Here is a 25899-nt window from a genome sequence, read left to right as displayed (position 1 = left end):
CCGCGCCCGAAAATGGGCCCATGAGCACGATCGACATTTTCCGGACGGGCCGTCACATCGCGGCGAGCGGCGAGGCGCTGACCTTCAGCGCGGCCGATCTCGCCGCGACCGTCGCTGCCTACGATCCCGCGACGCATGACGCGCCGCTTGTCGTTGGCCACCCGGCCAGCGATGACCCGGCCTATGGGTGGGTGGCCGGCCTTGCCGTGGAGGGCGACCTCCTGCGGGCCGTCACCCGCGACGTCGAGCCGGCCTTCGCCGAGCTGGTTAACGGGCGCCGCTTCAAGCATGTGTCCGCGTCCTTCTACCGCCCGCGCAGCCCGGCCAACCCCGTGCCGGGCGTCTGGTACCTGCGACACGTTGGGTTTCTCGGGGCGCAGCCGCCTGCGGTGAAGGGGCTGCGCACACCGTCATTTTCGGCTGCCGATGACGACGCTGTGGTCACGGTCGCCTTTTTCGAAGCGCAGCGAGAGGAACCGCGTATGACAACCCTTACCGCCGAGGACCTGGCCCGGCGCGAGGCGGAACTGAGCGCTCGCGAAGCCGCCTTGAACGCAGCCGCTGACCTTCATCGGCAGCGCGCCGTCGCGCTGGCCGCCACGGAAAATGCCGCCTTCGTCGAGAGCCTGGTCACCGGGGCCAAGCTGCCCTCCGGCTTGGCTGGCCGCACCCGCGACCTGCTCGGGCACCTGGATGCCGACACGGCCGTGGAGTTCGGCGAAGGCGAGGCGCGGGCCTCGCTCACGCCCCGCGCGGCGCTCCGTGAATTGCTCTCCTCGCTGCCGGCGATGGTCGAGTTCGGCGAGCGCGCGGCGGCCCCGGCCGATGGTCGCGGCCAGTCCGTCGCCTTCGCGGCGCCGGCCGGCTACCAGGTGGACAAGGCCAATCTGGCCCTCCACCAGCGGGCATTGGCCTACCAGCAGAAGCATCCCGAAACCGACTATCTCACCGCCGTGCAGGCGGTGAGCCGCTGAGGAGCCGGCCATGGCCCTGACCTCCATCCCCGTCCTGACCCTGACCATCAAGGCGACCGCCGCCTTGACCAAGCAGCGTTTCGTGACGCTGGCCGGCGCGGTGCCGGCGGCGGGCGCCGCCGTTGCCGGCGTGGCCCGAACCGCCGCCGCGATCGGCGACGATGTCGCCGTCGATGTGCTCGGCACCGCCGTGATCGAGGCCGGCGCCGCCGTCGCTGCGGGCGCGGCGATCGAAAGCGACGCATCCGGCCGGGCGATTACCGCCACCACGGGCGTGCAGGTTGCGCGCACGCGCACTGCCGCGGCGGCCGCGGGTGAAGCGCTTGAAATCATTTTGATCCCGAACTGAAGGCCCGACCATGACCACCTCAATGAGCAATGCCCAGGTTCGCGTCATCGATCCGATTTTGACCACCCATGCACAGGGCTACCGTCATCCCGACTATGTCGGCGAGACGCTGTTCCCCCGCGTCCCCGTCGCAGTCTCCGGTGGCCGCGTGATCGAATTCGGACTGGAGAGCTTCAGGCGCTACAACCTGCGCCGGGCGCCGGGCGCTGCGACCCAGCGGATCTCGTTCGGCTACGCCGGCAAGCCCTTCGCCCTGGTGCAGGACGCGCTGGAGGCGACGGTGCCGCGCGAACACTCGCGGGAAGCCCAGGTCCCCGGCATCAATCTCGCCGCGCGTGCCGTGAACATGGTGCTCAAGGTGGTCACGAAGAGCCTCGAAGAGGAGCAGGCGGCCATCGCCACGGCGACCGCGAACTATGACGCCAACCACAAGGTTACCCTGTCCGCCGGCACCAAATGGTCCGCAGCCACGGGCACGCCCAGCGCCGACATCGAAGCGGGCAAGGAAGCAATCCGGGCCAGCACCGGCGCCTACCCCAACGTCGCCCTGCTGTCGGCCGTCGCCTTCGCGGCCGCGAAGAACAACCCCGCTGTGGTCGAGCGCTTCAAGTATGTGAGCAAGGACAGCATCACCACGGAAATGCTGGCGGCCCTCTGGGGCATTTCGCGGGTCGTCGTCGGCGGTGCCGTCACCGTCAGCGACGGCGGGGCCTTCGCGGACATCTGGGGCAACAACGCGGTGCTCGCCTATGTCCCCAGTTCCCCGGCCGGGGCCGAGGAGCCCTCATACGGCTACACCTACACGCTGGACGGTCACCCGGTCGTCGAGCAGCCCTACTACGACAACAACGCGAAGTCCTGGATCTACCCCGTGACCATGGAGCGCTCGCCGGTGCTTTCGGGCATCGCCTCCGGTTACCTGATCCAGAACCCGGCGTAAGGGGGCAGGCGATGATCGAAATCATCCTGCTCGCCCCGGTGAAGCTCGGCCCCGGCACTCGCGCGCTCGTCGAACGCGCGCAGGCGGATGAGCTGGTCGGCCTCGGTGTCGCCGAGGCGGCGCCGCATCAAGATACCGGGGCCACCTCGACCCCTGCGCCCGCGGCCGTGTCGAATGTCGGCACTGCGGCGGGCACTGCGGCGGGCGGTGAACAGGGTGGCCATCACGAAGGGGAGGGGGAAACGGTCGAGGATACCTCCGCCCCGCCCGAAAAGGCCAAGAGCAAGGCCGGAAAGGGCTCGCGATGATCAGGCGGAACCCCTTCCGTGAGCGCGTGCCCGAGGCGCTGCCCGATCCTGGGCGGGCGCCGGAACTCTGCATCGCTCTCGCCCCGCTCGTCCTGGCGCGTGATCTCTGGGATCTCTATGACGCCTTGCCCAACAAGGCGGAGGCGACCCTCGCTCAGCGCCGCCTCGAAGAGGCCGCCTTCTGGGGCGACCGTGCGGCCGAGGTGCTGTCGTGACCTACGCCACCGCCGATGACCTGAACACGCGCTTCGGCGCCGCCGAAATCGTGCAACTCAGCGATCACGCTCATGCAGGCGCGATCGATACGGGGGTCGTCGCCCGCGCCCTGGTGGACGCGGATGACCTGATCAACTCGTATGTAGCCTCGCGCTACGCGGTGCCGCTGACCCCGGTGCCGCCCATCGTGGTCAAGTGGGCCTGCGACATCGCCCGTCTGTACCTGTATCGCGACGGGGTGCCCGAGGACGTGCGCCGCGCCTACGACAACGCCGTCAAGATGCTGGGCGAGGTCACCTCGGGCGCCATGACCCTCGCCGCCGGTGGCGTCGATGCGGCGGCCTCCGCGGCCCAAGGCGTCAAGGTGATGGCGCCGCCCCGCGTCTTCTTTCGCGATGCGTTGAGAGCGTTCGTTCAGGGGCTCAGATGACCGGCGTTTCGATCAAATTCGACGACGCTGAAGTCCAAGCCGGACTGACACGCCTGGCCGGTCGGCTGGACGCCCGGGCTGAACTGCTCGACGCCATGGGCGGTGCGGCGCTGGCGGACACCCAAGATAACTTTCAGGCGGAAGCCGATCCGGCCGGCATCAAGTGGGCGCCGCTTTCCAAGCGCACCCTGGAGCGGCGCGGCGCCGCCGCTGCCATCCTCCGTCACCGCCTGCGGCTCTATCAGTCGTTGACGTATCGTGTCGAGGGCGAGGCCGTCGAGGTCGGCACCAATGTCGTTTACGCCGGCGTCCACCAATTCGGCGGCGACATCGACCACCCAGGCGGCGAGCGGGTGGTGCACTTCCGCTTCGCGCGGAAGGGGGCCGGCAAGGACGGCGCGGGCTCGCGGCTGCGCTTTGCGAAGCGCAGCACCAAGGCGGTCGGCGCTTACGCCCAAAAGGTCCGCATCGGCTCTTACAAGATCCGCATTCCCGCGCGCCCCTTCCTTGGTGTCGGCCCGCGCCTGGTGGGCCGCATAGCCGAGGCCGTAACTGCGGTGCTCGCCCATGATTGACGCCGTGATCGCCCGCCTGCGCGCCCAGGCGATGCCGCCGCTGCGCCTGGTCGAGGGCATGGCCGAAATCGAAAGCCTCAACGGGGCTCAGCCGCGCGCGATGCCGGCCGCCTTCGTGACGCCGCTGTCGGAGCGGGCCGAGCCGGCGGGCAATACCCTGCGGCTCCGCCAGAAGGTGACCGTGCATTTCGGTGTGGTCCTTATCTGCCGCAATGTCTCGGACCTCGGCCGAGGAGGCTCGGCGCTTGTCGAGCTGAAGCCGGTGCGGGCGGCCGTCCTCTCCGCTCTCTATGGCTGGGGCGAGACGGCGGGAGTTACCCAATCGCCCATTCAGTTTTCCGAGGGCATCGTGATCGACGCGCACGCCGGGCTGGTCGCCTGGCAGGACACCTACGTGACAACCCTTTACCACCAGCAGGCCTGACATGACCAATCCCACCGATGGCGGCCGGTACGCCCGCGATCCCAAAACGGGGGCCCTCACGCTGGTGGCCCCGCCCACCGCCGAGGCCCCGCCGAAATCGGCGCCCACCGTGGCACCCGAACCTGAAGCGCCTTCGCCGGCCGGCGAGGCGGAAAGCGCCGCACAGGGTGAAGCCGCCCCGGCCGGCAAAGGCCGCAAGGCCAAGGAGGTCTGAGCATGTTCCAGTTCAAAAACAAGTTGCTTCTGCTGAAGCCCGAGACGGTCTACGGCACGGACCCGACCCCGACAGCGGCGGTCGACGCCTTCGAAACCGAAGAGCTGTCGATCCAGATCATGAGCCAGAAGGTCGAACGCAACATCGACGCCGGCGTGGACGGCAACATGGGCTTTCTGCCTGTCGGGGCACACGTCCAGGTCAGCTTCAAGGTGGCACTGGCCGGATCGGGCGTCGCCGGTACCGCGCCGGCCTACGCCGCTGCGCTGCTTGCCTGCCGGATGACGGAGGTCATCACGGCTGCGACCTCGGCCGTCTACACGCCCGCCGCCGGCACGGGCAGCAGCGCGGGGCTTTATTTCTATCACGGCGGCTGGCGGCTGAAGGTGCTCGGCTGGCGGGGCTCGTGGAAGGTCTCGGGCTCGGCGCTGGGTCTGCCGATGCTGGAATTCACCGGGCTCGGGCTCTGGGGCGGTCGCGCCGATACCGCCCTGCCCAGCACCACCCTGCCCAGCTTTATCCAGCCGTGGGAAATCTCGAAGGCCAACACCGCCGTCACCCTCCACGGGGTGCCGCTCAATACCAAGCAGTTCACCGTCGACTGCGGTCTCAGCCCGAAATACCGCAATCTCACCGAGCAGGAGGTTATCACCTCCTTCACGCGGAAGGCGGTCGGGAGCCTCCAGTTCGACGCCGTAACGCTTGCGACAAAGGATTGGCAGGCAACGGCAGCCGCCCGCACCCGTGATGCCCTCTCGATCGTCCATGGCACCACGACGGGCAATATCGTCACCATTGCCGCCCCCAAGGTGCAGGTCGAAATGCCGACTTGGAGCAATGACGACGATGTGCTGAGCGAAAGCCTGAACCTGGTGCTTTGCCCCACCACCGGCAACGACGAGCTGTCGCTGTCCTTCACCTAAGCTCAAAGAGGAAAATCATGTTCGTCTTCAAATCGCGCCGCCCCTTCGAGGCCCCTGTTACCGTTGACGTTCCGAAGGCGGATGGCAGCTTCGACAGCCACACCTTCATCGGCAAGTTCATCGTCCTGCCTGATGATGAGCGACGGTCATTGTCGGAAAATGCTGGCGGCGGTGACAAGGGCGCCAAGGCGGTGCTGGACGCATCCCTGATCGGGTGGGGCGCCGACCTGACCGACGAGAGCGGGCACCCGCTGCCCTTCTCGCCGGAGAACAAGGCCGCCCTGCTGGGCGATACGGCCATTTTCCTGGCCCTGAACGTCGCGCTCGCCACCGGCCTGATCGGCAAGGATGCCGTCCGCGCAAAAAACTGAGGGGCGCCGTCCGGCACGGCCTGGCGGCACGCCGCCGCCAGCCGACCGCTGACGGCGATCTTGCCGCAGACCTGAAGGCATCCGGGCTTTCGCCCGAGCAGGTCCAGGACTATCTCGCCAGCCGGCGCCATGCGGCTGGCGAGGATTTCGAGGTCTGGCCTGAAAATGAGGCCGCCCTCGATCTCTGGGCGGCCGTCGAGGGCCGCTGGGTTTTCGTCGCACAGGGATGGGCCGCACCGATGGGAGGCATGATGATCGAAGGCGTGCCGGCCGGCCTCGACATGCAGGCGGTGGCGATCTGCGCCGCGGCGCTGGGCCAGACTCTCGACCGGGCTCTCCTTGGTGATCTTGCGACCATGGAGGACGAGGCTCTCAAGATCCTCGCCGAGCAGCGGGCGGCCCGGCGATGAGCGATCTTGCGCTCAAAATCCGGCTGACCGTCGACGGCGGCGGCGAGGCCAAGGCCGAAATCGTCGGCCTGGGCGCCGCCACCGCCGCGATGACGGCGGACGTCACAACGGCGATCACCGCCCTTGGCGCCGGCCTCGCCAGGATCGAGGCCGCCGTCATCGGTGTCGGCGGCCAGGTCCGCGCGGCGGGCGACCAAGTCACCGCCGCGATCGGCGGCATGGCCGCCGCCACCACCCAGGCGGCCGACACTACGGTGGCCGCCACCACCCGCCAGTCGGACGCCTGGCGCTCCGTGGTGACTGCCGCCGGTGCCGCCGCTTCCAGCATTGAGGCCCTGCGCGCCCGCTATGTGCCGCTGGCGGCGGCCGAGCAGGCCCATGCCCGCGCCCAGGATGAGATCACTCTGGCCGTCCGGCTGGGCGCGATCGCCCAGGACCAGGCTGCCGCCGCCTCGGCCCGAGCCAGCGCCGCCCTCGACGAGCAGCGCCGGGCCCTCGATCCCACCGAAGCCGCCTGGCGCGGCCTGGCGGCGGCCGTTGTCGCCGGCGCCGTCGCGACCGACCAGGTACGCGCGAAATACTTGCCGCTGGCGGCGGCCGAGCAGGCCCATGCCGCCGCGCTTCGCGACATCCAGGATGCCGAGCGCCTGGGCATCCTGACCAAGGCCGAGGCTGCTGTGGCGATCGAGCGCCAGGCCCAGGCGCTCGATCGCCAGCGGGCGGCGCTGGCCGGGGCGCGCTCGGGCCTGACGGGTTACGCCGCGACCGGGCGGTTGGCCGCACACGAGGCCTCCAACCTCGCTTATCAGATCAACGACGTCGTCGTCTCCCTGGCGGGCGGCCTGAGCCCAGCTATGGTTGCCCTCCAGCAAGGGCCCCAGATCTCACAAATTTTCGGGGGCTGGGGCAATGCGGCGCGGGCGCTGGTCGGGTACCTGACGCCAGCGCGACTGGCCATCGGTGGTATTGCCAGCGCGGTGGTCGGCGGCGCTCTTGCCTACACCGGCTACCTGGCCTCGACCAAGGCTGTGGAGGTCGCCGTTACAGGTCTCGGCCGCAATAGCGGCGTGACGGTAGAGCGCCTGATCGAAGTCGCCGAAGCCTCTGCTGATGCGGCAGGCGTTTCGAAGTCTGCGTCCGTCGAGCTGGCCACGAGCTTTGTCTCGACCGGCAAGATCGGCGAGGCTCAGCTCGGCCGGCTAATCGAGATGTCGCGCGATTTCGGGGTGACGATCGGCACCGATGCTGCCGGCGGCGCCGAAAGGCTGGCTGAGATGCTGGCCGATCCCGTCAAAGGGGCGCGGACGCTTTTTGAGCAAATGGGCTTGCTCGACGGCGCCACTGCCGATTACGTGAGGACCCTGGCCGAGCAGGGCCGGCTGACGGCGTCCCAGGACGCCTTGATCGCCGGCCTGACCGGCCGCCTGGCGGATGCGGCGCAGGCAACCTCACTGCTCGGTCGAGCGTGGGAGGGGGTATACAACTGGTCCAGCAATGCGATCCGGGCAATCGGCGAATATGTCGACGATCGCGCGTCGATCGCGCTGGGTGAGGCCTCCCCGGCCGTCATTCGTCGCGAGTTGGAGGGGCGGATTGCTGCCAATGATCGCGAAATCGGCCAGTACGAGCGCGAGTTTCCGGGCCAGCGCGGCAGGCTGATCGAGCAACTCCGTGAAGAGAACCGCGGGCTGCGCCGCCAATTGGAGGCATTGCCGGCGGCACCCGCCGACCCCGCCTCAGCCTCTTCGGAGGCCGAGCGCCGCCGCCGCGATGAAGCCGCGACCCGGGCCCGCGAGGCCCCGGTGAACAGTTATGCCCGGCAGCTCCAGGATCTGCAAAACCAGGCGGCCTACTACAATAACCTGCCAAGCGGCGCGCCGGGGGAGGCCCCTGCTGCTACCGTCGCGATCACACGGCAACAGCAGGCGCTTAACGACACACTGCGCGAGACGATCGCGATTGGTGACCCCGCCGCCGCGACGCTAAGGGCACAGCAGGCGGCGATGGAGGCCCGGACCACAGCGGAAAAACGCGCCGCGGCAGAAGCCCTGAAGCGTGTCGAGCTATCGACACGGGTCATGACCGCGGAGCAGCGCGAGGCGGAGATTCGCGCCGCCGGCGACCAAGCCATCGCCGCGGGGACACAGGCCTTGGGTGAGCGCGCAGCGGCACTGACGGCCAGCCTTGCTGCGGCGGACGCCTACCTGATCTCGTCGGCCGCCGGGATGCGGGCCGACGCACAACGGGAAGCGTCGATCGAGGCCGTGACCTCCGGGGTCAACGCCGCCGTCATGGCCCAGCGCCTGCTGGCCGAGCAGGTCGCCGGCACAGCCCTGGCGGCGGCGCAGCAGGTCGCGCAGATCCGGGATCAGGCGGCGGCCCAGGCGGCAGTAAACGGGATGGTGGAGGCCGGGACGCTGACGGCTGCTGATGCCACCCGGGCATTGCAGGTCGAGCAGGCCCTACGCCCGCTGATCGCGGCGGCGGCCGTCGCCGAAGGTGACGCCAAGGAACAGCTTACCCGCATCATCACCGAGATGCGCGGCGCTATGGCGGGGGCCAACGACGAGGCGGAGCGCGCCATGGCACTGGCCGGCATCGACCGGCAGCGCCAAGCGCTGGAGTTAGCGGAATACGAGCTGACGCTGTTGGGCGAGAGCACGGCGCGGCGGGAATACCTGATCGCGTTGCGAGAAAAGGAGATCGAGCTACAGGGCCGCTACGGGGCCAACTGGCGAGAGGTCGGCGCGTCGGAATTGCGGCTTTATGAGCAGACGCTGCGCACCACCGCCGCGCTGACGGCCAGGACGGCTCAAAGCGACATCCTGACGGGTGCCTATCGCCGAGCGGGCGAGGCGATCCAGGACAGCCTTTCAACGGCCTTTCGAAAAGTCCTTGATGGCGGCGAAAATGCTTTCGAGAGTTTCGCGGATGATCTCAAAGGCCTCTTTTGGGACCTCTCTGCGGAGATCGCCGCGGCGCTGGTCTTCAGGCCGATCATCGGCGGCGTCGTCAACGCTGCCTTTGGCACAGAGGCCGCTGCCAGCCTGGGGTTGTCGACCAGCAGCGCCATGGCCTCTGCCGGCGGCCGCGGTGGATCAATCACCGACCTGATGGGACTGTCCAATCTGCTCGGCGGCGGGGCCGGCGGAGGCTGGATGGCGGGGATCAACTCTTATCTTTTCGGGACGGCCTCGACTGCGCCGGCTTCGGTCGCGGCCACCACCGGCGCCGCGCCGGGCTTCCTCACGGGCGGCGGCGTCACATCGGCAGGCAATGGCACTGCCGGGCTGTTTGGCACCTTTGGTGAGATCGGCCTCGGCTCGATCCTCGGCGCTGGCGGTGCCGGGTTTGGCATTTCTCAGTTCCTCTCCGGCTTGGCGCCCGGCAACAAATTGGTCTCCGCAGGCGGCGGTGCCGCCGCCGGCGCCCTTAGCGGGTTACTGATCACCGGCGGCAACCCCCTCGGCGCGCTCGTCGGCGGCGTTGCGGGGTTGCTCGGGGGCATGCTCAACAGCAAGCCAAGCAACATGGAGGGCGTCAACACCATCATTGACCTGTCCTCGAATGCGCCGGGCGTCGATCAGGGGCAGACCGGCAAGAAATACAGCGCGGAGAATTGGGCCGGGGCCAGGGTGGCATCTGATGCCGTGCGCGATGCGGCGCAGGCGGCCTTCGGCAAATACGCCGATCTGTCGGCGGCGGGCGTCTCGTTCGGGGTTGGCAGCCGCGATGGCTCGCGTTCCTACATCCTTGAGAACGGCGAGGTCCGGCAGGAATTCCGCGCCTCCAGCGACGAGGCCGGCATCAAGAGCCTGATCGGGCAGTCGATTGCCGCCATTGGCCGCCAGTATGCCGAGTCGCTGCCGATCGAGATGCAGAAGGCGCTGGCCAAGATCGATTTCTCCGCCGACATCGACGAGGCGCTGCGCCTGCTCGACTTCGCGGCTGGGTATCACGACACGATCAAGGCGCTGGTCGGAGGCTACGGCCTCGAAGACCAGGCCCGGAAGGCGGCGCGCGACAGCATCGAGCAGCAGGTCGAGGCGCTGAGGGTGTTCAAGGCCGATGCGGCGCGCCTCGATCTCGGCGATGCCGCCGCGGCCGTCCGCGAGTTCGGCCTGACGCTGGTCGGCCTCAAGGAAAAGAAGGCCACCGTCAGCGAGGCCGAGGCTGCTCTTTCCGCGCTGGACGAGTCCTTCAAAGTCTTCCGCGAAAACCTGGGTACCCTTGGCCTGACACTCGACGATGTCAATGCCGGTTACACTGCGTCGTTGACCAAGCTGCGGAACGATTTCAACGCCGCGCTGGATCGATCGATCACCGAGGGCCTTGGGGCCGGCTATCTGAACGACGTGGAGGACCTGCTGACCGCGCAGGGGCAGCGGATTAAGGACGCGACCGCGCTTGGTGCCGACATGGGCAGGATCTATCGGCTAAACGCGCTGGAAGTCCGCTCAAAAATCAAGGACCTGACCGCCGACCAACTCGCTGCGATCAACACGGTTGCGGGTGCCGCGGAAAGCCTTGCGTTGCAGGTCGAGATCGCCTTCCGCGGCCTGTCGACGGCGGTTGACGGCCAGATCAAAGCCTCGTCCGCCTCGGCGACCACGGCCCGCCAGAGTGCCGATGCCTATCGCGAGGCGGCGCGGTCGCTGGCGACGGCGCGGGACGGGCTGGCCCGGGGCGACCTCTCGATCCTCTCGCCCCAGCAAGTGCTGACCGACCTGCGGGGCGATTTCTTCTCGGCCTCGGCGGCGGCCAAGGGTGGCGACCAGAGCGCCCTGTCCCGGCTACCACAACTGGCCGAGGCGTTCCTCCGCGCCTCCCGGGATTACAATTCAGACACCGATGCCTATATCGGCGACTACAACCTCGTGCAGGGGCAACTGGCCGCGGCCACCGCGAGCAGCGCCGGCCTGGCCAGCGCCGCCGAGTACCAGGCCGAACTCATTGATGCCCAGACCCGCGTGCTGGAGAGCATTAGGAGCAACTTGGCGGATGAGGCCGGCGTCAACGAACTCCTGCTCCGCGAGCAGTTGGCGGCGCTGGCGGCAATCGGCGGCCTGATCGAGTCGACCAACGCCCTGACGATCGGCCAGACGAGCACGACCAGCGCCCGGCTCGTGGCCGCGGAGCAGGCGATCATCGCCGTGCGCGGCCAGATCGCCGGCGGCATCACGATCACCGACGCCGCCACCATCAACGGCCGCCTCGCCACCGTGCAGCAGGCCCTGATCGGGGTCGAGAGCGCCGAGGCGGCGAGCCTCCGCAGCACCGTCGCGGCACTACAGGTCGTCATGCAGCAGGGGCTGCTGGCGGTGGTGGCGGCGGGCCCGACCACGGCCGCGCTCGATCGCGCCCAGGCGGCGATCTCGTCAACCGACACTGCCGGCACCGCCATCCTGGCGGGCCTGATCGACAGGCTGCGGGCTGTCGCAGCCGATGGCCTGATCGCGACCGCCGAGGCGGCGCCTCTCCGCGAGGCGATCGGCCAAAGCCGCGACCATCTCGCCTACATCAACTGGAGCGAATCGGTCGCCACTCGTGGCGTGCTGGATGCCCTGTGGGTGGCGACCGACCAGGGGCTCGATCGCACGGCCCGGGCTGATGCCACCCGCCAGGCGCTGGCGGTGGCCGAGGCCGGCATCACCGACGCGACCTCGGCCTCCGGCCAGGCACTGGGCGCCCTGATCACCGCCCTCCGCGCGGCGACGGAAGCCGGCGACCTTGCCGGCGCGGTGGCGACGGGTGGGGTGCAGGCCGCGCTCGATCGCGCCCAGGCGGCGATCTCGTCAACCGACACTGCCGGCACCGCCATCCTGGCGGGCCTGATCGACAGGCTGCGGGCTGTCGCAGCCGATGGCCTGATCGCGACCGCCGAGGCGGTGCCTCTCCGCGAGGCGATCGGCCAAAGCCGCGACCATCTCGCCTACATCAACTGGAGCGAATCGGTCGCCACCCGATCGCTCCTCGATGCGCTCTGGATCATGACCGATCAGGGACTTGATCGCACGGCCAGGGCTGATGCCACCCGCCAGGCGCTGGCGGCCGCCGAGGCCGGCATCACCGACGCGACCTCGACCTCCGGCCGGGCTGTGCAGGACGTCATCGAGGCGCTCCGCTACGTGACCGCGGCCGGCCTCGGCGACGTCGAGGCCGCCGCGCCCCTGCGCCAAGCGCTGGATACCGTCCAGGCCGGGCTTGTCACCATCATGGGCACCACGACGACGGCCGTTAATGCCGCCACCGGGCAGCTGATCAGCATCGGCAAGCTGACCAGCGACCAGCTGGTGGCCCTATGGGCCGGCAATAGTCTTGCCGACTTGACAGCCGGGGCGGTCAAAGACCAGACCGGCGAGATCGTCACGGGCAATGCGCTGTCGGATGTCATGGCACGCTTGAGTGCCCAGCAGGTGGCAATTTCCGAACAAATAAAGCAGGTGATTGCTGGCGGCGATGCCGCCCAGGGCGCGCTGGTGACGGCGGTTGTCCGCGGCAATGCAACCGTCGCGGAGCTGCTGTCCCAGTACCTGGGCCTGGCCCAGGCCGAGCGCGACCGGATCGCAGCCGCGGCCGCGATCACGGCCGAGCAGGCCGCCAAAGATGCGGCTTTCGCCGAGTACAATGCCGGCGTCGGCTCGGTCGCCAATGCCGCAGCGGGTAAAGCCGGTGCTACCGTGGGCCGGGTGCTGCCGACCACCAGCCAGTCGCAGTATATCAGGCACGTCGCCGTCGACGTCGATGCTGCCGGTAATATCGCGGGCACGGCCTTGCGCAGCGCCAACGGCGCCGAAACTAACATTCCGCGTGCTCAAGCGCTGGCGGCGCAGCTGGTCGATCTCGGTAAGCAAGTGCAGTCGATCGTCGGCGGCGAGCTCCCCCCCTTTCGCGTCGAAGTCAAGGATAAGGACCTGCAAAATCAGGACGGCTCCGCCGCTCTTGAGTTGTGGATGGCTAACGGTCGCGTCGGGGTGGCCGCCGACCCCAACGATTACAAGTCGATTTATCGTGCTTATTTGCACAATCTCGACGAGACCATTAGCGGGCTGAGCGACCAGTGGCGCGGCATGCTGGAAGGTGTTGACTGGAGTGACATTACGGGTGGCTTCTATAATCTCGCCGCGGCCGCGGAGTGGACCCGAAGGCCTTTTGTCGGGTACGCCGCCGGCGGCACGGTGCAGGGCGGCATCTGGGGGGTGGATTCGGTCAAGACGATACTGGCTGGAAACGAGTATGTGGTGCGGGCCCCCAGCAACAATGCAGAAACGGGCCCCGCCCTCGACTACATCAACCGGGCCGGCCGCCTGCCGGAGGCCCTGCGCTCGTCGCCGATCGTCATCCACTCGGCCGGCGCCGCCGCCGGCGACCAGGGCGAGATGCTGGCGCAGCTGCGGGCGCTCAACGACCGCGTCGCCGCCCTGACCCTGAGCGGCCAGGGCGATGCCGACCAGGCTGCCGACCAGCGTGATGCGACACGTGCCGAAATCGCCGCCCTGCGAAGGGCGGTCGAAAACCTCTCGATGATGCTGACTAAGATGCTGGCGAGGGTCGCCGCATGACCAGGCTGCGCGCGATCGTGGCGGAAATCGCCGTCACCCCGGCCGGGGGTAGCCCCGAGGTGCTGCGCGTCAGCGACAGCCCGATCAGGCCATGGTCGCCCGCCGACCCGGCCCGGCCCAACGCCAGCGCACGCGAGCTGCTCGTCGAGGTTGGCGAGATCTCAACCGAGCTTTACGCCGATCTCTCCCGGCTGGCATCGACGGTGGGGGGCGGCGAGATCGTGCTCTCCGCCACCGGCGGAGCGCTCGCAGCCTATGCCGGCGCGACCTGGGGTGACGTCGCCATCTACTGGGGCGATACCGCAATCGACGGCACGCCCGCCCCCTGGGCGACCTGGTCGCGCTTGATGTCTGGCCGCGTCGAGGCGGTGCGCCAGGATCTCTCCGTTACTGGCCCGAGCCGGCTGCGCCTGCTCTGCTACGACCCGCGCGGCACACTCGACGAGGCGGTGCAGGGCCGCACTTACTTGGGCACCAATAGCGGCGCGGCCGGCTATGAGGGCACGAGCGACGACCTCATCGGCAAGGCGGTGCCGATCGCGCTGGGTGACCTGACGCGGGCCAATATCTCGCCCCCCTGCGTTAACACGGCACGGCAGGTGTATCAGCTCAACGACGGCGGCGACTACAGTGACGAGATTTTGCGTGTCGGCGGCGGCGACGCCGGCGCCACCATGGCCGGCGACCTGTCGTCAGCGGATTTCGACGCTTCGATGGCGCCGGCGTCGGGGGCCTATGTCAGGGACCGGGCCAGGGGCCTGGTCATGCTGGGCGGCGGCATCATCTCGGCCGCCCTTAGCGCGACCCTCAAGGGCGCGGTCGGGGGCGCCTATGTCGCGACCGCACCGGGGCTGATCAAGCGACTTCTTGAGCGCCGCGGCACCCCGGCCGGCCAGATCGGCGGGACCTTCGGCGCTGTGTCGGCACCGGCGCCGGTGGGCCTATGGATCGAGGGCGCGACCTCATATCGCTCAGTGATCGAGACCCTGGCGGCCAGCATGGGCGGCTGGGTCGCGCCGGACAGTGTCGGGGTATGGCAAATCGGCCTGCTTGCAGCGCCCGCCGGCGCCCCGGCCGAAACCCTCGACAGCTACAGCATCCGCGACCTTGCGGTTGACGACGCCGATGATGCCATTCCGGCTTGGCGCGTAACAGTTAGGCACGCACGCAATTACACGGTAATGCGCCGCTCTGATCTTGCCGGAGCGGTGCGCGAAACCGATCGCGCGGCCGAGCTGGCGCGCGAGTGGCGCGAGGCCGTGTGGAGCGCTCCGGCCGTCAAGGCGGCTTATCCGGCCGCCCGCGACCTGGTGCTCGACACGGCGCTGGTGGCCCAGGCCGACGCCCAGGCCCTGGCCGATCGGCTGGGGGGGCTCCTGGGCCAGCCCCGGCGCTCGTGGCGGGTCACGGTCGAGCTGACCGCCGCGCGGCTCGCCTATCAACCCGGCATCACCTGCCTAGCCCTCGACTACAGGCCGCTGGCCATCGGCGGGCTCTACCGGGTGATGGGGCGCAAGTTGTTTTCGCCGTCCCGCCATTTGATGACGCTGCGGCTCTGGGGGTGATATGAGCAACGCTGAGCTGCTCCACGACAACCTGCTGATCGGCGCCGGCGTGACGCTCGGCGGTGGCACCTGGAGCCTGCCGGTCACCAACCTGTTGACCCGGGCCATGGTCGCGCAGCCGGCACGCTGCACCGCTATCGCTACGCCCGGCGCCGCGACGGTGACGATCGATTTCGGCGAGGACGTCTCAATTTCCAGGTGGGCGGTGTTTCATATCACCGCGTCGCTCGGCGGTTCCACCTATCGCCTCCGCGCGTCATCGACTTCGGGCCACGCCGGCGATCTACTCGATACCGGGTTTCAGCCGATATTTCGAGGAACCTCGCCGTCGATGTCCTTGCCATGGGAACATCCTGGCTGGTGGTATGGCTTACCTCGAGAAAAAGACGTAACGGGTTACCCTCGACATCTCGTCATCGCGATCCCCGCGACAAAGGCCCGTTGGTGGAGCGTTGAATTTTCGGACCCGACAAATCCCGCAGGTTACCTGGACCTCGGCTACATGATCGCAGGCACCCCCATCAGCTTTGAACACAATTTCGACCTTGGCAGGCGGCGGGGGCGGACCTCGCGATCAATTATTGAAATGACACCGGGGGGTGGGCAAATCATCGACCGGCGACGCGCAGTGCGCAGCCACTCAATGACCTGGTCGATGCTCAGCGTCGCGGAGGCGTCGACGATCTATGATTTGGCGCAAAATCGCGACGGTGTCGATCTCGTGCTCTTTATTCCAGATCCAGATTTGTTGGACGCCGCCTCTATTCGCGATGTTTTTCCCGCGCGCTTGGTCGGGTCAATCGGAGAGATGTCTCGGACCGGCGATGGCCTCTGGACTGTCAGCGTTACTTTGGAGGAGTTGATCGCATGACGCTATCACCGTCGGAAGCTGCTGCCGTTGATCGGTTGGCAAACAAGTACAGGACCGGAGACTATCACCCGACAGGTAATGCTGGCGGTTTTGGAAACAATGGGCATGCCATTAATTTTCCGGCGGCGGTCAATGACATCGGCATAGCCCTCGCCGCCGCTGCCCGCGAGGCGACCGCGGCGGCGGCCGCGGCCGCGGCGGCGGGGGGCTCCGCTGCGTCGGCCGCGGCATCGGCGGTGGGCACCGGCACGGTCGATGCCGCGCTGGCCGCCAAGCAGCCGCTGGCCGCCTTGCTGACGGCTATCGCCAGCCTCGCCACCGCCGCCGGCAAGGGCCTCTATTTCGCAGGCATCGGGGCACCCGCGACCTATGACCTCAGCAGCTTTGTGCGCGGGCTGTCCGGTGTCGGCGACGCCGCCGGGCTCAGGACGGCGATCGCCGCAGCGGGCACAGAGGGGCCGGAGATCAGCAGTCCGCTGACTGTGAAAAGCGGCACTTATCCTGAGATCAGGATCGCGACTACGGTTGACGGCACGCCAGATCAGCGCGCCTTCAAGATCATCATCGACCACCCCCGCCGCCTGCTGGCCATTCAGGCAACGAGCGACTTCGGCAGTTACATTCGTAACATCATTCAATTTGGGCACGATGGGCAGATTAGTGCGGCGGGTGACATCAGCATTTCCAAGCCGCCCGGTACAAATAGGTCTTTCAGCATTTACAGCGACGGCATCCCTCGGTGGTCGGTGTCGGCAAATTCGGGATCGGAAGGCGGGGGCAATACCGGTTCCGATTTCGGGATCAACCGCTTTTCTGATAACGGCGATTATTTGGGCACGTCGATGTTCATCGATCGCGGCACCGGCTTGATCACGATGTCGGGTGGGCTGACCAGTGACGGGCCGGTACGCTATCGCGTCTATACCAGGGGCACTCTTCCGACCCCCGCCGCCTTCACTGTCGGCTGGGCGCAGGTCTCCAACCCGGAAAGCGGGAAATCGTTGTTCGTTTACTGCAACGGCACCGCCTGGGTCTATATCGACGGCAGCGCCGTCACCATAGCGTGAGGTTACATCATGATGCTCTCTCTCGATCGCGTCGAAATCCAGACCCGCCCGTTCGGCCATCCCGCGGGGAACAGTTATTGCGTCTGGTTGCGCTTGACGATGGATTTCGCGGGCGAGCCCCAATACGCCCTGCGCGGCCCGCTGACGCCGGAAGAAGCCGAGGCCGCGGGCTATCCCCTCGATCTCGTCCTCGGCGAGATCGCCGCCAATGCCATTCGACAGGAGCGGGCGGCTGTGGCGGCACACCGCCTCGCCGAAGGTGCCGCCACAGCGGCGGCCGAGCAAATCGCTGTTCTCCAGGCAATGCTGGCGCAGGTACGGGCGGATGCGGGGCAACTGGCCGCGGCACTGGCAAGTGCCTCCCAGATCTCGGAGTGACCGGCGGGGGCCGGGCCGTCCTGCGCGGGCGCGGATAAGGACCCTACGCGGCGATCATCCCCAGCGCCAGCCCCCCGCAAGAGCGGCAAAGCCATGCCTTACCATGGCGGCCCAACTGATAAGCCCGGACTACACGAGGGGCGGCGGTTGACGCCCCTTGTTTTGCTCAAAGCGGCTTGCGGGAGTGCTCAAAATGCGTTGCGCGCTACACGCTCTGCGCCGGTCAGGCCATGGTGCTGGTCGCCGTCGCCGGCCTCGACCCGCTGACCGCCTATCTCGCCACCAGCCCGGGCGGGGCGGATACGGTCGCCATCATCGCCGCCTCGACCCGGGTGGACGCGCCTTTCGTCATGACGATGCAGATGGCGCGTTTCCTGGTCGTGCTGGCGATCGGGCCGGGGCTGGCCCGCGCCATCGCCCGCCGGGCGTAGCAGGTCCCCCCTCCGGCCCTACAGGCTGGCGACCAGCCGCGCCAGGGCATCGGCCAGCTTGTTGCGGACGCGGGTGGTTTCCTCGCTGCGCTCGCGCTGTTCCTCGATCACCTCCGGCGGGGCCTTGGCGACGAAGGCGGCATTGCCCAGCTTGCCCGCGATCTTCGCCAGTTCCTGGTCGGCCTTGGCGATTTCCTTCTCCAGGCGCTTGCGTTCCGCCCCGAGGTCGATGACCTCGCCGAGCGCCAGCGCGACCGTGGTGCCGCCGACGACCAATTGGACCGAACCGCGCGGCGCCGCCTCGGCGAAACCGATGGTGCCGAGGCGGGCCAGGCGGGCGATGAGGTCGCCGTGGCGCCCGGCCCGGGCCGTCACCACCGCGTCCGCGCCGACGAGGACGAGGTCGAGCTTGGCGCCGGCGGGCACATTGGCCTCGGCCCGAAGCGCCCGCACCTCGGTCACGAGGTCGATCACCCAGCCCACTTCCGCATCCGCCGCGGCATCGGCGATCGCGGGATCGACCGCCGGCCAGGGCGCCAGCACCAGATCGGTGGCGCGGGCGATGCCGGCGCCTTCCGCCGTGCGCGCCCACAGTTCTTCGGTGATGAAGGGCATGAAGGGATGCAGCAGGACCAGGATCCGGTCGAGGACATGGGCCGCGGTGGCGCGGGTTTCCGCCTTCACCGCCTCGTCCGCGCCGTTCAGCAGCGGCTTGATCAGTTCGAGATACCAGTCGCAGAACGTGCCCCAGACGAACTGATAGACCGCCCCCGCCGCCTCGTTGAAACGATAGGCCTCGATCGCCTCGACCACGGCGGCCGTCGCCCGTTCCGCCTCGCCCAGGACCCAGCGGTTGATGGTATGCGCCGCCGCCTTGGGGTCGAAGCCGGGCCGGATGCGGCATTCGTTCATCTCGGCGAAACGCGCGGCATTCCAGAGCTTGGTGGCGAAATTGCGGTAGCCCTCGACCCGCTGGGTCGACAGCTTGATGTCGCGCCCCTGGGCCGCCATGGCGGACAGGGTGAAGCGGAGCGCATCGGCGCCGTATTTGTCGATCAGGTCGAGGGGATCGATGACGTTCCCCTTCGACTTCGACATTTTCTGGCCCTTCTCGTCGCGGACCAGGGCGTGGATATAGACGGTGTGGAACGGCACTTCCTTCATGAAGTGCAGGCCCATCATCATCATCCGGGCAACCCAGAAGAAGATGATGTCGAAGCCGGTCACCAGGACGTCGGTCTTGTAGTGCCGCTTCAGGATCTCCGTGTCCTCGGGCCAGCCGAGGGTCGAGAACGGCCACAGCGCCGACGAGAACCAGGTGTCGAGCACATCCTCGTCGCGGGTGAGCGCGGTGGCGCTGCCGTAATGGGCGGCGGCGGCGGCCAGGGCCGCCGCTTCCGTTTCCTCGACGAAGCACTGGCCGTCCGGCCCGTACCAGGCCGGGATCTGATGGCCCCACCACAGCTGGCGCGACACGCACCAGGGCTGGATATTGTGCATCCACTCGAAATAGGTCTTGTCCCAGTTCTTCGGCACGAAGACCGTATCGCCCCTTTCCACCGCCTCGATCGCCGGCTTGGCCAGGGTCTTGGCGTCGACATACCATTGGTCGGTCAGCATGGGTTCGATGACGACGCCCGAACGGTCGCCGAAGGGCTGCATCAGGACGTGGTCCTTCACCTCGACCAGGAAGCCCAGTTCCTCGAGGTCGGCGACGATGCGCTTGCGCGCCTCGAAACGGTCGAGGCCGCGGTAGGCCGCGGGAATGAAGTCGGCATCGACGACCTTGGCATGGATGTCCAGCACCGCGATCTGTTCGAGATCGTGACGCTTGCCGACCTCGAAGTCGTTGAAGTCGTGGGCGGGGGTGATCTTGACCGCGCCCGTGCCCTTTTCAGGATCGGAATAGCTGTCGGCGACGATCGGGATCCTGCGCCCGGTCAGGGGCAGCACCACCAGCTTGCCGACCAGGTGCCGGTAACGCTCGTCGTCCGGATGGACCGCGACGCCGCTGTCGCCCAGCATGGTTTCCGGCCGCGTGGTGGCGACGGTGATCGCCTCGGCGCCGCCCTCGACCGGGTAGCGGATATGCCACATGTGGCCCTTGGTTTCCCGGCTCTCGACTTCGAGGTCCGAGATCGCGGTCAGGAAATGCGGGTCCCAGTTGACCAGGCGCTTGTCGCGATAGATCAGGCCCTGCTTGTGCAGGGTGACGAAGACCCGGCGCACGGCCGCCGACAGGCCGTCGTCCATGGTGAAGCGTTCGCGGCTCCAGTCGCAGGACGCGCCGAGCCGGCGGAGCTGGCGGGTGATGGTGCCGCCCGAGACATCCTTCCAGGCCCAGACCCGGCGGATGAATTCCTCGCGCCCCAATTCGCGCCGGCCCAGATTCTCGCCCGACTGGGCCAATTGCCGCTCCACCACCATCTGGGTGGCGATGCCGGCGTGATCGGTGCCCGGCTGCCACAGCACGTCGCGGCCGCGCATGCGCTCGAAGCGGCAGAGAATATCCTGCAACGTATTGTTCAGGGCATGGCCCATATGCAGGCTGCCGGTCACATTCGGCGGCGGAATGACGATCGTATAGGGCTTGCCGCCGGCATTGCGCCCGGCCTTGAAGGCACCGGCGCTTTCCCAGGCCTCGTAAAGGCGGGCTTCGACGGCGGCGGGTTCGTAAGTCTTCTCGAGCATGATCGAATCTCATAAGCGGCCAGTCATCGCCTTCAGGGCGATGGTTCCGACCGCGGCAGACGGGCGGGAGATCCCGCCGGGGATTCAGGAATTGCGGCCGGTGATGCGGGCCATTTCGGCAGCGACCGCCTTTTCGACGATCGACGGCAGATGGGCGTCGAGCCAGGCCTTCAGCATGGGGCGCAGCAGATCTTCCGCCAGTTGCTCCACCGTCCGGCCGGCCTCCGCCGTCTCGCGTACCGATACCGGCACCGGCCGGCTCGCCTCGGCCAGCTGGGCGAAGGCATTGCGCGCCTGGGAGGCGGCATTGGCGGAAATCAGGGGATCATGCGGCGGGGGCGCACTCGACATGACGGCTTCCTTCTGGGCCGCGTCCCGCAAGCTGGGGGGGACGGTTTCGGCCTCGGCGATGAAATTCTCCAGGGGATCGGGATCGGGTTCGAACACCGGCGTCACGGGGGCCGGCACCGGGGCGGGCAAAGGGGCCGCCGGCAAGGGGGCAACCGTCGCCGGCTCGGGCACAGGCTCGACGGCCGGCAGCGGGGCACCCTCCGGCTCCGCCTGGCGCGACGGCAGGGAAACGACGCTGCCGTCGTCCGCCACCATTTCGGTCAGTTCCAGGATATCGGCCTGGGCGTCCGCGGCCTGGGCATCGCGCGCCTCGCCGTCCTCGGCGATGATCCGGCGGATCGACGCCAGAATATCTTCCATCGACGGGTCGGCGCCGCCCTTCGCGGCCTCGCCTCCCCGTTTGAACTCGTCGGTCATTCCACGTCCCCGCCGTACCGGCGCCACCTTTGCCCGACCAAACTACGTTACACGCCGGTCGATGGGAAGTCCTGCCGGGGGCGGAGTCCTGCCGGGGACGCTGCCGCCCCCGGCGAACCGGCCGCGGCCGTCAGTCGATGCCGAACCAGCGGCCGCGGGTGGCGTCGTAATGCTTGGTCGGATCGTAGCGGTCGCCCGAGAGGCTCAGGTTGTCGGCGCTCAGCCGCCCGACCGCCGACAGCAGGCCGAAGGCGGCAGAATATTCCGAGCCCTGGGCGCGCAGCAGCGAAACGCGGGCGTTCAGCAGTTCGCGCTCGGCGTTCAGCACGTCGAGCACGGTGCGCGAGCCGACCGCCGCTTCCTGGCGCACGCCTTCGAGCGCCAGCGTATTCGCCTTCACCGCTTCCTGCTGCGAATTGATCACGCCGCGGGCCGCCTGCAACTGGCTGTAGGCGTTGGAGGCGGATTCGATCACGGAACGCTGGGCCTCGTTCACCTGGGACAGGCGCTGGCTGGCGGTCTGCTGATTCTGGCGGATGGTGGCGTATTCGGCACCCGACTGGTAGAGCGGCACGCTGACCTGGACCTCGATCGAGGCCTGGTCGGTCTTCTCGACGCTGGCGGACTGGTCCTGCGAATGGGTGACCGAGCCGACCAGGCTGACCTGCGGCAACAGGCTGCTGAAGGCGATGTCGATACCGTCGCGCGCGGCCTGTTCGACATAGCGGGCGGCGATCAGGTCCGGATTCTCGGCAAGGGCGATCGACCGCGCCTCCTCCGCGCTCGGCGGCATGGGCGGCAGCGGCGGCAGCGGGTCCAGGGAACCGGGGGCGGCGCCGACCACGCGTTCATAGTTCTGGCGGGCGGCGCTCAGGTCTGCCTCGGAGGTGCGCAGCTGGGCCTGGGAATCGGCCAGGCGGGCTTCGGACTGGGCGACGTCGGTTCGGGTCAGCTCACCGACGCGGAAACGGTCGCGGCTGGCGTCCAGCTCGCGCTGCAGCACCTGCACGTTCTTCTGGTTCAGTTCGACCAGGCCCTGATTCGTGATCACGCCGACATAGGCCTGCACCACCGCGAGCAGCACCGATTGCTCGGTCGAGCGCAATTGGGCGCGGCCGGCCTGGATCTGGTTGTCCGCCGCCTTGGTCTCGGCCGTGGTGCGGCCGCCGCGGTAGAGCGGCTGGCTGCCCTGGATGCCGACGGCCCAGGGATTGAGGTCCGTGTTCACCTTCACCCCGGTGCCGGCGACCGTGTTCTCCTGGCTGAGGTAGCCGGCGGAACCGGTGACCGTGATGGTCGGGCGCCAGCCCGACAGCGCCTTGGCGATTTCCTCGTCCGTGGCGCGCAGCTGGGCGCGCTGCGCTTCCAGCGTCGGGTTGTTCGCATAGGCCATGGCCAGGGCTTCGGACAGGGACTCGGCAAGGGCGGGGGTTCCGCCGCCGATCGCCATCAGCGCCACAAGGCTTACCAGTCGCTTTGCCATTTCTACCGTCCTGCCGAAAGCCGCCACCGGGTCCCGCCGCGCAAACGACAGGGCGAAACAGGCGGGTCATTAACGCTGTAAACTACAGGGGGATGGACATCCTGGCAACTCGCCACGACGGCATCGCAGCATTAGAATGAACGTTCACTCTATCGATCCGTCAAGTGCGGAATGGACCGGTCAGGGTTGTCCTTCAATATCGGGCCATATCGGGTTCGACGACGGCCGCCCAGCGATCGACGCCGCCGTCCAGATTGGTCGCCTCCAGCCCCTGGCCGCGCAGCCACAGGGTCGCGCGCAGGCTGCGCATGCCGTGGTGGCAGATGACGATCAGGTCCTGCCCGCCGCCGACCGCCGCGGGGTCGAAATCCTGCAACTGGCCGAGCGGCAGGTTGACCGAGCCGTCCAGGCGGCAGAGGTCGAATTCCCAGGGTTCGCGCACGTCGAGCAGGAAGGGCCGCTCGCCGGCGGCAAGCCGCGCCGCCAGCGTCTCGACATCGATTCGAAGCTCGGCCATCCCGGTCGGAACCGCTGAGGAGGTCAGAACACGAAGGCGGCGGGACGCTCGAACCCGGGCAGCACCGGGGTCGCGGCATCGAACAGCGGCCGGCGGCCGACGATGCCCCCGGTCTTGGTATAGAGCGTGGCGACACCGATCGGGCCGTTGCGCAGCACGGCGATCAGGCGGCCGCCCTCGGCCAATTGGTCGTAAAGCGCGGCCGGCACTTCAGGCACCGAGGCCTCGATCAGGATGACGTCATAGGGGGCGCCGGCGGCATGGCCCTGGGCAAGTTCGCCGGTGACCACCGCGACGTTGCCGAGGCCGAGGCCGGCCACCGCCGCCTTGGCGCGGGCGGCGAGATCGGCGACGGATTCGAGGGCGGTCACGTGCTTCGCCAGATGGCCGAGGACGGCGGCCGTGTAACCGGTGCCGGCAGCGATGTCGAGCACCGTGTCGGCGGCGGTGATTGCCGCCTCCTGCAACATGCGGGCGAAGACGCGCGGCTCGACCAGATAGCGCCCGGCGCCGAGGTTCAGGTCCTCGTCGACATAGGCGACGGGCCGCAGCGCCTCGGGCACGAAATCCTCGCGCGGGACGGCCAGCAGGGCATCGTGCACGCGCACGTCCGTAACCTTGTTCGGCTTGATCTGGCTATCCAGCATAAGGCGCCGGAGGGCGGCGAAATCGGCCATGCTCGTGATCCGCTTCAATGATGGTTTCCGACTTATACGAGGTCGGAACGCCCGAGACAACGCCGGCCGGAGGCGAATTGCCGCGGCGCCGGCGCGGTCTTCGTTGCGTTGGCCATAAGGCTCTGCTATATCCCGCCTCCTCTTGGATGGCGACGTGGCGGAATGGTTACGCAGCGGACTGCAAATCCGTGTATGCCGGTTCGATTCCGGCCGTCGCCTCCAGGGGATTTCAGAAAGGCCTTTGCTTCGAGCCGAATCGAATGTATAAGGCCGGCCTCCGCATCAAGCGGGAACAGTTTCGCCGGCACGCCCGGCTGTTCCCCGGTAGCTCAGCGGTAGAGCAACCGGCTGTTAACCGGTTGGTCGCTGGTTCGAATCCGGCCCGGGGAGCCAGTTCGGAGCGAGACTGCGAACGCAACGTGTCGCAGTTTCCTCTCCATAGTTTCCTCCAGACGCCGCAAGCGTCTGGAGGAGATCTGGCGTTATCCGATTACCCTCCCCCATCGCGATTGCCCTACAGCCGACGATCCAGCATTTGGCCCGATCGTTCTTGCAACGGCACCGTATCGGCCACCGGCCGGACCTCAAAATTCGCCTTCAGTAAGGAAGCGCCGATGCCCTGCGCCGGTGCCGACTAGGCTCGGGCGGCGGCAGGCCGCCAAAAAGACCGAAGCCTTTTGATCGACAAGACCAAAAGAGCGGATCGCCGCCCAAATTCATGAACACAAAATTATTCCAAAATCCACCAAGCATTAAATTTAAAACAATCCCCATGCCGCACATCGACATCAAGAAGCAGATTACGCCCCTCATTCGACATGAATACCCTCAAATAATTATCGCCATTATTATTTTTACGTAATTCCCAACCTACAATATGCTCTTTTTTAGAAGATTTTATAAAATTCACTATTTTCTCTGCTTTTAGCAAATCCTCATCCGGAACACATTCCTCCCCCGCCATATCAAGAGAGGATTGCACCTGAAGCACTACGTCATTCATATTCTTTTCTGAAAAATCCTGCGATTTTGCCGAGAAAGATATTATAGAAAAGCAAAAAATCATAAAATATCTCAGCTTCATCTTTCCCTCCCATAAATATTGGAAAGAATAGAAGTATCCGCCCCCGAACGGGGTGAGGGTTCAAAAAATAATTAACAATATTTTCTGTTCCCCACGGCCAATGGTCAAATTCAGATCACGGCCGCGATCACCGACCACGTCGAGGCCACGGCCAGCACGATCCAGGTCAGCAGAATGCCGTAGAGCCGCCCGGGCGAGCCTTCCTCGGTCATGCTGAGGCCGAAGGCGTGAAGCGCGCGGCCGAGGAACAGGGCGGCGCCCAGGGCATGGACCAGCCAGCCGGGCTGGCCCGCGACCTCGAGAAACCCGATCAGCACCAGGGCCAGCGGGACATATTCGACATTGTTGCCATGGGCCCGGATCGCCCGTTGCAGGCCCGGGTCGTCGCCCGCGCCGAAGATCACATTGGCCCTCATCCGCTGCAGCCCGACCCGGAAGGCCAGGGCAAAGCTCAAAAGCCCGTTGAGCCCGGCATAAAGCAAGGTCCAATGCGGCGGCGACGCCAGCACGGCGGTAACGGGGTCGGTCATATGCCCTCCTCTGCCCTCGAATTCCCTGTGGCGGGAAGGGTCGGCCGCGCCTCGCCCGCTTGGCAAGCGCAATTCGCGCCGGGCGACAAATCCGCCCGCGGCCCGGCCGCGTATAGGACGGCGGAACTGCTTGAACGTGAC

Annotated in this window: 25 protein-coding genes and 2 tRNA genes; 20 read left to right on the top strand and 7 right to left on the bottom strand. The window is 67.4% G+C overall.

Translation table 11 applies throughout. The features are described 5' to 3' along the window. The first annotated feature begins 20 nt into the window (after nucleotides 1-20). The 18 genes from DKG75_RS01990 (at nucleotide 21) to DKG75_RS01910 (ending at nucleotide 18008) form a co-directional block, all read left to right on the top strand. On the top strand, nucleotides 21-974 hold the full coding sequence (locus DKG75_RS01990) for a peptidase (protein ID WP_109919395.1): 954 nt from the start codon (nucleotides 21-23) through the stop codon (nucleotides 972-974). Nucleotides 975-984: 10 nt separating this feature from the next. Then, nucleotides 985-1323 carry a capsid cement protein gene (locus tag DKG75_RS01985; RefSeq protein ID WP_109919394.1) on the top strand — a complete coding sequence of 113 codons (339 nt, stop codon included), beginning with the start codon at nucleotides 985-987 and terminating at the stop codon, nucleotides 1321-1323. Nucleotides 1324-1333: 10 nt separating this feature from the next. Beyond that, nucleotides 1334-2263 (top strand): major capsid protein, encoded by a 930-nt coding sequence (locus tag DKG75_RS01980; protein WP_109919393.1) that lies wholly within the window; start codon nucleotides 1334-1336, stop codon nucleotides 2261-2263. Between the two features lie 11 nt (nucleotides 2264-2274). Beyond that, a complete protein-coding gene (locus DKG75_RS01975) occupies nucleotides 2275-2571 on the top strand; it encodes a hypothetical protein (RefSeq protein ID WP_109919392.1) in 297 nt (98 codons plus the stop codon). Continuing rightward, the gene (locus DKG75_RS01970) at nucleotides 2568-2786 is read left to right on the top strand and encodes an Acb2/Tad1 domain-containing protein (protein WP_109919391.1); all 219 of its coding nucleotides are present in this window, start codon (nucleotides 2568-2570) and stop codon (nucleotides 2784-2786) included. Before DKG75_RS01975 ends, DKG75_RS01970 begins: the two co-directional genes overlap by 4 nt. Beyond that, a complete protein-coding gene (locus tag DKG75_RS01965; protein WP_166646427.1) occupies nucleotides 2783-3217 on the top strand; it encodes a gp436 family protein in 435 nt (144 codons plus the stop codon). The genes DKG75_RS01970 and DKG75_RS01965 overlap by 4 nt, the downstream gene beginning before the upstream one ends. Beyond that, on the top strand, nucleotides 3214-3792 hold the full coding sequence (locus tag DKG75_RS01960) for a phage virion morphogenesis protein (protein WP_109919389.1): 579 nt from the start codon (nucleotides 3214-3216) through the stop codon (nucleotides 3790-3792). The genes DKG75_RS01965 and DKG75_RS01960 overlap by 4 nt, the downstream gene beginning before the upstream one ends. Then, the gene (locus tag DKG75_RS01955) at nucleotides 3785-4216 is read left to right on the top strand and encodes a phage tail terminator protein (RefSeq protein ID WP_133636888.1); all 432 of its coding nucleotides are present in this window, start codon (nucleotides 3785-3787) and stop codon (nucleotides 4214-4216) included. Before DKG75_RS01960 ends, DKG75_RS01955 begins: the two co-directional genes overlap by 8 nt. Before the next feature lies 1 nt (nucleotide 4217). Then, entirely contained in the window at nucleotides 4218-4430 is a 213-nt protein-coding gene (locus tag DKG75_RS01950; RefSeq protein ID WP_109919387.1) for a hypothetical protein, read from the top strand. 2 nt (nucleotides 4431-4432) lie between these two features. Further along, the gene (locus tag DKG75_RS01945; protein WP_109919386.1) at nucleotides 4433-5353 is read left to right on the top strand and encodes a phage tail tube protein; all 921 of its coding nucleotides are present in this window, start codon (nucleotides 4433-4435) and stop codon (nucleotides 5351-5353) included. 17 nt (nucleotides 5354-5370) lie between these two features. Then, nucleotides 5371-5724 (top strand): hypothetical protein, encoded by a 354-nt coding sequence (locus DKG75_RS23325; protein ID WP_243746491.1) that lies wholly within the window; start codon nucleotides 5371-5373, stop codon nucleotides 5722-5724. Next, nucleotides 5721-6134 carry a DUF1799 domain-containing protein gene (locus tag DKG75_RS01940; protein ID WP_244913128.1) on the top strand — a complete coding sequence of 138 codons (414 nt, stop codon included), beginning with the start codon at nucleotides 5721-5723 and terminating at the stop codon, nucleotides 6132-6134. Before DKG75_RS23325 ends, DKG75_RS01940 begins: the two co-directional genes overlap by 4 nt. Beyond that, nucleotides 6131-13696 (top strand): phage tail length tape measure family protein, encoded by a 7566-nt coding sequence (locus tag DKG75_RS01935; RefSeq protein ID WP_109919384.1) that lies wholly within the window; start codon nucleotides 6131-6133, stop codon nucleotides 13694-13696. Before DKG75_RS01940 ends, DKG75_RS01935 begins: the two co-directional genes overlap by 4 nt. Next, nucleotides 13693-15261: a hypothetical protein gene (locus DKG75_RS01930; RefSeq protein ID WP_109919383.1), complete on the top strand. Its 1569-nt coding sequence runs from the start codon at nucleotides 13693-13695 to the stop codon at nucleotides 15259-15261. Before DKG75_RS01935 ends, DKG75_RS01930 begins: the two co-directional genes overlap by 4 nt. A 1-nt stretch (nucleotide 15262) precedes the next feature. Then, the gene (locus DKG75_RS01925) at nucleotides 15263-16132 is read left to right on the top strand and encodes a hypothetical protein (RefSeq protein ID WP_109919382.1); all 870 of its coding nucleotides are present in this window, start codon (nucleotides 15263-15265) and stop codon (nucleotides 16130-16132) included. After that, a complete protein-coding gene (locus DKG75_RS01920; RefSeq protein ID WP_133636892.1) occupies nucleotides 16129-17199 on the top strand; it encodes a hypothetical protein in 1071 nt (356 codons plus the stop codon). Before DKG75_RS01925 ends, DKG75_RS01920 begins: the two co-directional genes overlap by 4 nt. Nucleotides 17200-17208: 9 nt before the next feature. Beyond that, nucleotides 17209-17577, top strand: a complete 369-nt coding sequence (locus DKG75_RS01915; RefSeq protein WP_109919380.1) for a hypothetical protein — start codon at nucleotides 17209-17211, stop codon at nucleotides 17575-17577. A 176-nt stretch (nucleotides 17578-17753) separates the two neighbouring features. Further along, complete coding sequence (locus tag DKG75_RS01910) at nucleotides 17754-18008, top strand: AbrB family transcriptional regulator (protein ID WP_279573920.1); 255 nt, start codon at nucleotides 17754-17756, stop codon at nucleotides 18006-18008. An 18-nt stretch (nucleotides 18009-18026) separates the two neighbouring features. On the opposite strand, the gene DKG75_RS01905 is transcribed toward DKG75_RS01910, so the two are convergent. From DKG75_RS01905 to DKG75_RS01885, 5 genes are all read right to left on the bottom strand, one after another. Further along, nucleotides 18027-20699 (bottom strand): valine--tRNA ligase, encoded by a 2673-nt coding sequence (locus DKG75_RS01905; RefSeq protein ID WP_109919378.1) that lies wholly within the window; start codon nucleotides 20697-20699, stop codon nucleotides 18027-18029. A gap of 84 nt (nucleotides 20700-20783) precedes the next feature. Then, on the bottom strand, nucleotides 20784-21467 hold the full coding sequence (locus DKG75_RS01900) for a DUF2497 domain-containing protein (RefSeq protein WP_109919377.1): 684 nt from the start codon (nucleotides 21465-21467) through the stop codon (nucleotides 20784-20786). Between the two features lie 130 nt (nucleotides 21468-21597). Continuing rightward, entirely contained in the window at nucleotides 21598-22950 is a 1353-nt protein-coding gene (locus tag DKG75_RS01895; protein WP_109919376.1) for a TolC family outer membrane protein, read from the bottom strand. Nucleotides 22951-23143: 193 nt separating this feature from the next. Beyond that, nucleotides 23144-23467 carry a rhodanese-like domain-containing protein gene (locus tag DKG75_RS01890; RefSeq protein WP_109919375.1) on the bottom strand — a complete coding sequence of 108 codons (324 nt, stop codon included), beginning with the start codon at nucleotides 23465-23467 and terminating at the stop codon, nucleotides 23144-23146. Between the two features lie 23 nt (nucleotides 23468-23490). Next, nucleotides 23491-24162, bottom strand: coding sequence for a protein-L-isoaspartate O-methyltransferase family protein (locus DKG75_RS01885; RefSeq protein ID WP_341809842.1), 672 nt, complete (start codon nucleotides 24160-24162; stop codon nucleotides 23491-23493). Nucleotides 24163-24292: 130 nt separating this feature from the next. On the opposite strand from DKG75_RS01885, the gene DKG75_RS01880 reads away from it, so the two are divergent. Further along, nucleotides 24293-24366: transfer RNA gene (locus DKG75_RS01880), tRNA-Cys, on the top strand. A gap of 96 nt (nucleotides 24367-24462) precedes the next feature. Beyond that, a tRNA-Asn gene (locus DKG75_RS01875) sits at nucleotides 24463-24537 on the top strand. Between the two features lie 337 nt (nucleotides 24538-24874). Here DKG75_RS01875 and DKG75_RS22615 read toward each other — a convergent pair. Next, entirely contained in the window at nucleotides 24875-25228 is a 354-nt protein-coding gene (locus DKG75_RS22615) for a hypothetical protein (RefSeq protein WP_133636894.1), read from the bottom strand. A 110-nt stretch (nucleotides 25229-25338) separates the two neighbouring features. After that, the gene (locus DKG75_RS01870; protein WP_166646430.1) at nucleotides 25339-25758 is read right to left on the bottom strand and encodes an MAPEG family protein; all 420 of its coding nucleotides are present in this window, start codon (nucleotides 25756-25758) and stop codon (nucleotides 25339-25341) included. Nucleotides 25759-25899 lie beyond the last annotated feature (141 nt).

The organism is Zavarzinia compransoris (genome assembly GCF_003173055.1).
GTDB classification, from domain to species: Bacteria; Pseudomonadota; Alphaproteobacteria; order Zavarziniales; family Zavarziniaceae; genus Zavarzinia; species Zavarzinia compransoris.
This window is presented reverse-complemented; position numbering and strand designations above follow the sequence as displayed.

What these genes read in the sequence shown, in the direction of transcription:
- DKG75_RS01895 (WP_109919376.1), bottom strand. Translation starts at nt 22,950, where the DNA reads ATGGCAAAGCGACTGGTAAGCCTTGTGGCGCTGATGGCGATCGGCGGC.
- DKG75_RS01980 (WP_109919393.1), top strand. Translation starts at nt 1,334, where the DNA reads ATGACCACCTCAATGAGCAATGCCCAGGTTCGCGTCATCGATCCGATT.
- DKG75_RS01925 (WP_109919382.1), top strand. Translation starts at nt 15,263, where the DNA reads ATGAGCAACGCTGAGCTGCTCCACGACAACCTGCTGATCGGCGCCGGC.
- DKG75_RS01930 (WP_109919383.1), top strand. Translation starts at nt 13,693, where the DNA reads ATGACCAGGCTGCGCGCGATCGTGGCGGAAATCGCCGTCACCCCGGCC.
- DKG75_RS01955 (WP_133636888.1), top strand. Translation starts at nt 3,785, where the DNA reads ATGATTGACGCCGTGATCGCCCGCCTGCGCGCCCAGGCGATGCCGCCG.
- DKG75_RS01890 (WP_109919375.1), bottom strand. Translation starts at nt 23,467, where the DNA reads ATGGCCGAGCTTCGAATCGATGTCGAGACGCTGGCGGCGCGGCTTGCC.
- DKG75_RS01900 (WP_109919377.1), bottom strand. Translation starts at nt 21,467, where the DNA reads ATGACCGACGAGTTCAAACGGGGAGGCGAGGCCGCGAAGGGCGGCGCC.
- DKG75_RS01990 (WP_109919395.1), top strand. Translation starts at nt 21, where the DNA reads ATGAGCACGATCGACATTTTCCGGACGGGCCGTCACATCGCGGCGAGC.
- DKG75_RS22615 (WP_133636894.1), bottom strand. Translation starts at nt 25,228, where the DNA reads ATGAAGCTGAGATATTTTATGATTTTTTGCTTTTCTATAATATCTTTC.
- DKG75_RS01950 (WP_109919387.1), top strand. Translation starts at nt 4,218, where the DNA reads ATGACCAATCCCACCGATGGCGGCCGGTACGCCCGCGATCCCAAAACG.
- DKG75_RS01920 (WP_133636892.1), top strand. Translation starts at nt 16,129, where the DNA reads ATGACGCTATCACCGTCGGAAGCTGCTGCCGTTGATCGGTTGGCAAAC.
- DKG75_RS01960 (WP_109919389.1), top strand. Translation starts at nt 3,214, where the DNA reads ATGACCGGCGTTTCGATCAAATTCGACGACGCTGAAGTCCAAGCCGGA.
- DKG75_RS01975 (WP_109919392.1), top strand. Translation starts at nt 2,275, where the DNA reads ATGATCGAAATCATCCTGCTCGCCCCGGTGAAGCTCGGCCCCGGCACT.
- DKG75_RS01970 (WP_109919391.1), top strand. Translation starts at nt 2,568, where the DNA reads ATGATCAGGCGGAACCCCTTCCGTGAGCGCGTGCCCGAGGCGCTGCCC.
- DKG75_RS23325 (WP_243746491.1), top strand. Translation starts at nt 5,371, where the DNA reads ATGTTCGTCTTCAAATCGCGCCGCCCCTTCGAGGCCCCTGTTACCGTT.
- DKG75_RS01945 (WP_109919386.1), top strand. Translation starts at nt 4,433, where the DNA reads ATGTTCCAGTTCAAAAACAAGTTGCTTCTGCTGAAGCCCGAGACGGTC.
- DKG75_RS01935 (WP_109919384.1), top strand. Translation starts at nt 6,131, where the DNA reads ATGAGCGATCTTGCGCTCAAAATCCGGCTGACCGTCGACGGCGGCGGC.
- DKG75_RS01985 (WP_109919394.1), top strand. Translation starts at nt 985, where the DNA reads ATGGCCCTGACCTCCATCCCCGTCCTGACCCTGACCATCAAGGCGACC.
- DKG75_RS01915 (WP_109919380.1), top strand. Translation starts at nt 17,209, where the DNA reads ATGATGCTCTCTCTCGATCGCGTCGAAATCCAGACCCGCCCGTTCGGC.
- DKG75_RS01870 (WP_166646430.1), bottom strand. Translation starts at nt 25,758, where the DNA reads ATGACCGACCCCGTTACCGCCGTGCTGGCGTCGCCGCCGCATTGGACC.
- DKG75_RS01905 (WP_109919378.1), bottom strand. Translation starts at nt 20,699, where the DNA reads ATGCTCGAGAAGACTTACGAACCCGCCGCCGTCGAAGCCCGCCTTTAC.